Origin of the sequence: Paraburkholderia sp. SIMBA_054, from assembly GCF_046534875.1 — a bacterium.
GTDB lineage: Bacteria > Pseudomonadota > Gammaproteobacteria > Burkholderiales > Burkholderiaceae > Paraburkholderia > Paraburkholderia hospita.
The window spans coordinates 1-261 of the sequence record NZ_JAWRXV010001042.1 but is presented as its reverse complement, the minus strand read 5'-3'; the positions used below and the strand labels follow the sequence as shown (position 1 = coordinate 261).

Below are 261 nucleotides of genomic sequence, written 5' to 3'. Positions count from 1 at the left end.
CGGATAGCGCTCGAGCGGCTGCAGCGTGACTTCCGTTGCGAAGGCCGGGTTTTTCGCGAGCCCGAGAAAGCTGCCTGCGCGAGCTCGCGTGGCATTGTATTCCGGCAGGTAGCGGCCAGCCTGCCGCATCAACCAGACGGGCGTGTAGTCGGTGGGCTGGCGCAGCAGCGCGCGCAGGAAAGTGTCGTTCAGGAGGTTATGGGCCACGTTGCGTGCGACTGAGGGCAAAGGGGCATTTTACCGGACGACGCCGCCGCATTC

General features: G+C 65.1%; 1 protein-coding gene. It reads right to left on the bottom strand.

The genetic code is table 11. The features are described from left to right. On the bottom strand, window positions 1-207 hold a 207-nt coding region (locus tag SB822_RS58325; RefSeq protein ID WP_410859273.1), incomplete at its 3' end, for a uroporphyrinogen decarboxylase family protein. Between the last annotated feature and the right edge of the window lie 54 nt (window positions 208-261).